A 4,570-nucleotide genomic window follows, 5' to 3' on the forward strand; every position below is an offset into this window, starting at 1 on the left:
GCGGCTCACCCTGCGGGACCTCATCACGCCGAACTGCTCCACGTCCCAGATCGCTCGCCCCCGCCCGACCACGACGACCACCTCTCCCACCACTGGGGCGGTCGTCTCGTGCTTCGCGGGATCGATCTGGGGATCCGCCAGGGCGAGGTGCTGGCCGTGCTCGGTACCAACGGGTCCGGCAAGTCCACGCTGATCAAGACCATCGTCGGGCTGCTCCCCGCGGCCCGCGGCCAGGTCAAGCTGTTCGGCACCCCGGTCCCCCGGTTCCGCCAGTGGCGCCGGGTCGGGTATGTCCCGCAGCGCATCACCGCGGCCGGCGGCGTACCGGCGACCGTCTACGAAGTGGTCTCGTCCGGGCTGTTGTCGAAGCGGCGGCTGTTCACGCCGCTCGGCGCGGCCGGCAAGCAGGCGATCGAGGAGGCGCTCACGGTCGTCGACATGGCGGACCGGCGCAAGGACGCGGTCGCCGAGCTGTCCGGCGGGCAGCAGCAGCGGGTCCTGATCGCCCGCGCGCTGGTGTCCGATCCGGACCTGCTGATCCTCGACGAGCCGACGGCCGGGGTCGACCTGGCCAGTCAGCAGATCTTCGCCGATGCCATCCGCGAGCGGGTCGAGCGCGGCACCACCGTGGTCATGGTGAGCCACGACCTCGGCCCGATGGACGCACTGATCGACCGCTCGGTGGTGCTCCGCCGCGGCCGCATCGTGTACGACGGCCCGCCGCACGCCTCCCAGACGCACGCCCACGTCCACCACTCGCACACCGAAGAAGAAGGCGGGTGGCTCACCTCGTGACGATGTTCGAACTCGAGTTCATGCAGCGGGCGCTGATCGCCGGGCTGTTGACCGGGCTGTCTGCGCCGGCCATTGGGACGTATCTGGTGCAGCGGCGGCTGTCGTTGATGGGTGATGGCATCGGCCACATCGCGATCACCGGTGTCGCGCTCGGTCTGCTCACCGGGGCCGCCCCAGTGCTGACCGCCGTCATCGTGTCGATTGCCGGTGCGACCGCGATCGAGCTGGTCCGGGCCCGTGGGAAGGCCACTGGTGACGTAGCGCTCGCTCTGCTCTTCTACGGCGGCATCGCGGGCGGCGTACTGCTCATCGGTCTGGCTGGTCAGGGTGCAGCCACTCTGAACACCTATCTGTTCGGTTCACTCACCACGGTCTCGCAAAGCGACCTGTACGTCGTCGTTGGCCTAGCTGTCGCCGTACTGGTCGTTGCGATCGGTCTGGGCCCCCAGCTGTTCGCGGTGTGCCAGGACGAGGAGTTCGCCCGTACGACGGGACTCCGCGTCCAGCTGCTCAACCTGGTCATCGCCGTGATGGCCGCAGTCACCGTCACCGTGGCGATGCGGACTGTCGGTTTGCTGCTGGTCAGTGCGCTGATGGTCGTGCCGGTGGCGACGGCGCAGCAGATCACCCGGTCGTTCCGCAGCACGTTCGTCACCGCGTGCATCATCGGCGTGGTCGCCTGCCTCGCGGGCATCATCACGTCGTACAACGCGAACGTGGCGCCGGGCGCGACCATCGTCGTACTGGCGCTGGCCGGGTTCGTCGTGGCGGCCACGGTCGGGACGTTGCTGCGCCGGCGGTCCGGTCGGGCCCGACCGCTCGCGGACGAGGAGCCGGAGGTCGGCGTGCCCGCGCCGGAGCCGCATGTGGTGAGCGCCGGACACCCGCACGCGCACAACAAGGCTTGCGGTCACCAGAAGGTCGAACACGGCGATCACGTCGACTACGTCCACGACGGCCACCTGCACGCGGCACACGGGGATCACTGGGATGAGCACTGAGTTGGAGAGCTCTGCGAGAATTGGGCGCGGTGAAAAGATGACAGGAGGAACGGTGGCTATCGGAACACGCTCGACCCGTCAGCGCGCGGCGGTCGCGCACGCGCTCGACAAGATCGACGACTTCCGGACCGCCCAGGAGATCCACCAGGAGCTCCGGTCCGCCGGTGAGGCCGTCGGCCTGACCACCGTCTACCGCACCCTGCAGGCGCTCGCGGACTCCCGCGAGGTCGACGTCCTGCGCACCGCCGACGGCGAAACGGCGTACCGGCGGTGCTCGCAGGGGCATCACCACCACCTGGTCTGCCGGATCTGCGGCCGCACCGTCGAGGTCGAGGGCCCGGCCGTGGAGCGCTGGGCCGACAAGGTCGCCGCCGAGCACGGCTTCGCCGACATCAGCCACACCCTGGAAATCTTCGGGACGTGCGCAGAGTGCCAGAAAGCCTCGTGACCTAGCTCACCTTTGCCTTTGAGCGCGCTCTAAGGCGTACGGTCGGTGACATGAACGCGACCGACCTGCTCACCGCCCCGGACCGCCGCGCTGCCATCGCGGCCCACCACCCGGAGCTGGAGCCGATCGACCCCGATCTGCTCTGCCTGCTCGAGCTGCCCGAGGACCTCCCCGAGCGGCTGTCGATCGCCGAGGCCGCCGAGCTCACCGGCCTCACCGCCCACACCCTGCGGTACTACGAGCGCATCGGCCTGCTCGACGTACGCCGGGACGCCGCGGGGTACCGCAGCTACGACCAGCGGGCGATGGCGCGGATCGTGTTCATCAGCAGGCTGCGTGCCTCCGGGATGCCGATCGGCACGATCAGCCACTACCTGGAGCTGGTCCTCGCGGGCGACCACACCGCACCCGAGCGACTCACCCTGATGCAGGAGCACCGCGCACGGATCCAGCAGCAGCTGCGCGAACTGCAACTCGCCCTGGCGGTGACCGACTACAAGATCACCGTGTACGGCGGCACTGCCACTCCATAACGACCCGCCTCTGCTGCCGGCCGTGCACGCGGTCGGTGGGCGGAGCCATGCCTAGAACTGGGAGATTCTGATGAAACTGGGTAGCCAAGGCGCCGAGGTCAGCCGGCTCGGACTCGGCTGTATGGGAATGAGCTTCGCGTACGGCGAGGCCGACGACAACGAGTCGGTCGCGACCCTGCACCGCGCGCTCGACCTCGGCATCACGTTCCTCGACACCGCCGACATGTACGGGTTCGGTGCCAACGAGGAACTGGTCGGCCGCACCATCGCCGACCGCCGCGACGACGTGTTCCTGGCGACGAAGTTCGGCATCACCGGCGATCCGCGACAGTCGCAGGAGCGCGGTGTGAACGGTACGCCGGAGTACGTCCGGTCCGCGATCGACGCGTCCCTCGGACGGCTCGGCGTCGACCACGTGGACCTGTACTACCAGCACCGGATGGATCCCGACGTACCCGTCGAGGAGACGGTCGGCGCGATGGCGGAGCTGGTGGCGGCCGGGAAGGTGAAGTACCTCGGGCTGTCCGAGGCGTCGGCGGAGACGATCCGGCGGGCGCACGCCGTACACCCGATCACCGCTGTGCAGTCCGAATGGTCGCTGTTCAGCCGGGACATCGAGGAGTCGGTGCTGCCGACCTGCCGCGAGCTCGGTATCGGGATCGTGCCGTACTCGCCGCTCGGTCGCGGGATGCTCACCGGAGCGCTGCCGACCGATCTCGCGGCCGACGACTTCCGCCGTACCCTGCCCCGCTTCTCCGGCGACAACCTGGACGCGAACCTGGCCCTGGTCGAAGAGATCCGAGCGGTGGCCGGCCGGTACGACGCGACGCCCGGGCAGGTCGCGATCGCCTGGGTGATTGCGCAGGGCAACGACGTGGTACCGATCCCGGGAACGAAGCGGCGCAAGTACCTCGAGGAGAACTTCGGGGCGCTGTCGATCGAGCTGTCGCCGGAGGACCTGGCCGGGCTGGCCCAGCTGACGCCGGTCGGCACCCGGTACCCCGACATGAGCTGGGTCGTCGGACAGACCGCCGAGCAGGGTTGATAAACTGACCGTAGTAAGCCTTCCACCGGACTCTTCCGGCGGGAGGCTTTTCTGCGTTCTGATTCCGTCTGAGGAGAACCATGTCCGATCTCGTGGTACGCCGTGTCCAGCCGTCCGACCGACCGGCGATGGAGCGGTTGTGGTTGATGTTCCGCCACGACCTGTCCGAGTTCCAGGGGCAGCTGCCGCGCCCGGACGGCAGCTACCGCGGCGAGTGGCTGGAGAACGTCCTGACCGGGGATCCGGAGTGGGCCGGGTACCTGTTCTCGCTCGGCGAGAACCCGGTCGGTTTCTGCTTCATGCGCGCGTTGCAGCAGCCGGTGCACGTACTCAACGCCTTCTTCATGGTCCGTCCGGTACGCCGCGGCGGGCTCGGACTCCGAGCGGTCCAGGAGGTGCTGTCGCATCACCCCGGGCCGTGCGATGTCGCGTTCCAGGGGAACAACGAGAAGGCAGTCCGGTTCTGGCAGCGCGTCGCGACCGAGGTGTCGGGTGACGTGTGGACCCAGCAGGCCCGGCCGATCGCCAGCAAGCCTGACGCGACGCCGGACCTGTGGATCTCATTCCACGTGTAGCGGCAGCCCGAAGTAGCCGAACAGGCTCTGGTCGAAGAACGTGATGTTGTGCGTGATGCCGGCCTTGCCGACGGCGAACACCTGAAGGCTGTGGGCGCGGTACACCCCGTCGTGGGGGGGGGGGGGGGGCCCCCCGGCCCGCGCGGCCCGGGGCCCCCGGGGAGACGAAAACC

Annotated in this window: 6 protein-coding genes; all 6 read left to right on the plus strand. The window is 69.0% G+C overall.

Annotation, left to right across the window (positions count from 1 at the left end; translation table 11 throughout):
* Positions 1–33: 33 nt before the first annotated feature.
* The 6 genes from ACWGID_RS35285 (at position 34) to ACWGID_RS35310 (ending at position 4,397) form a co-directional block, all read left to right on the plus strand.
* Entirely contained in the window at positions 34–795 is a 762-nt protein-coding gene (locus tag ACWGID_RS35285) for a metal ABC transporter ATP-binding protein (RefSeq protein ID WP_452203737.1), read from the plus strand.
* Entirely contained in the window at positions 792–1,796 is a 1,005-nt protein-coding gene (locus tag ACWGID_RS35290; protein WP_452203738.1) for a metal ABC transporter permease, read from the plus strand. The genes ACWGID_RS35285 and ACWGID_RS35290 overlap by 4 nt, the downstream gene beginning before the upstream one ends.
* A gap of 52 nt (positions 1,797–1,848) precedes the next feature.
* Positions 1,849–2,244 (plus strand): Fur family transcriptional regulator, encoded by a 396-nt coding sequence (locus ACWGID_RS35295; RefSeq protein WP_452203685.1) that lies wholly within the window; start codon positions 1,849–1,851, stop codon positions 2,242–2,244.
* A gap of 50 nt (positions 2,245–2,294) precedes the next feature.
* On the plus strand, positions 2,295–2,777 hold the full coding sequence (locus tag ACWGID_RS35300; protein ID WP_452203686.1) for a MerR family transcriptional regulator: 483 nt from the start codon (positions 2,295–2,297) through the stop codon (positions 2,775–2,777).
* A gap of 70 nt (positions 2,778–2,847) precedes the next feature.
* Entirely contained in the window at positions 2,848–3,822 is a 975-nt protein-coding gene (locus ACWGID_RS35305; protein WP_452203687.1) for an aldo/keto reductase, read from the plus strand.
* A gap of 80 nt (positions 3,823–3,902) precedes the next feature.
* Positions 3,903–4,397 carry a GNAT family N-acetyltransferase gene (locus ACWGID_RS35310; protein WP_452203688.1) on the plus strand — a complete coding sequence of 165 codons (495 nt, stop codon included), beginning with the start codon at positions 3,903–3,905 and terminating at the stop codon, positions 4,395–4,397.
* Positions 4,398–4,570 lie beyond the last annotated feature (173 nt).

It is taken from the genome of Kribbella sp. NPDC054772, from assembly GCF_053611945.1.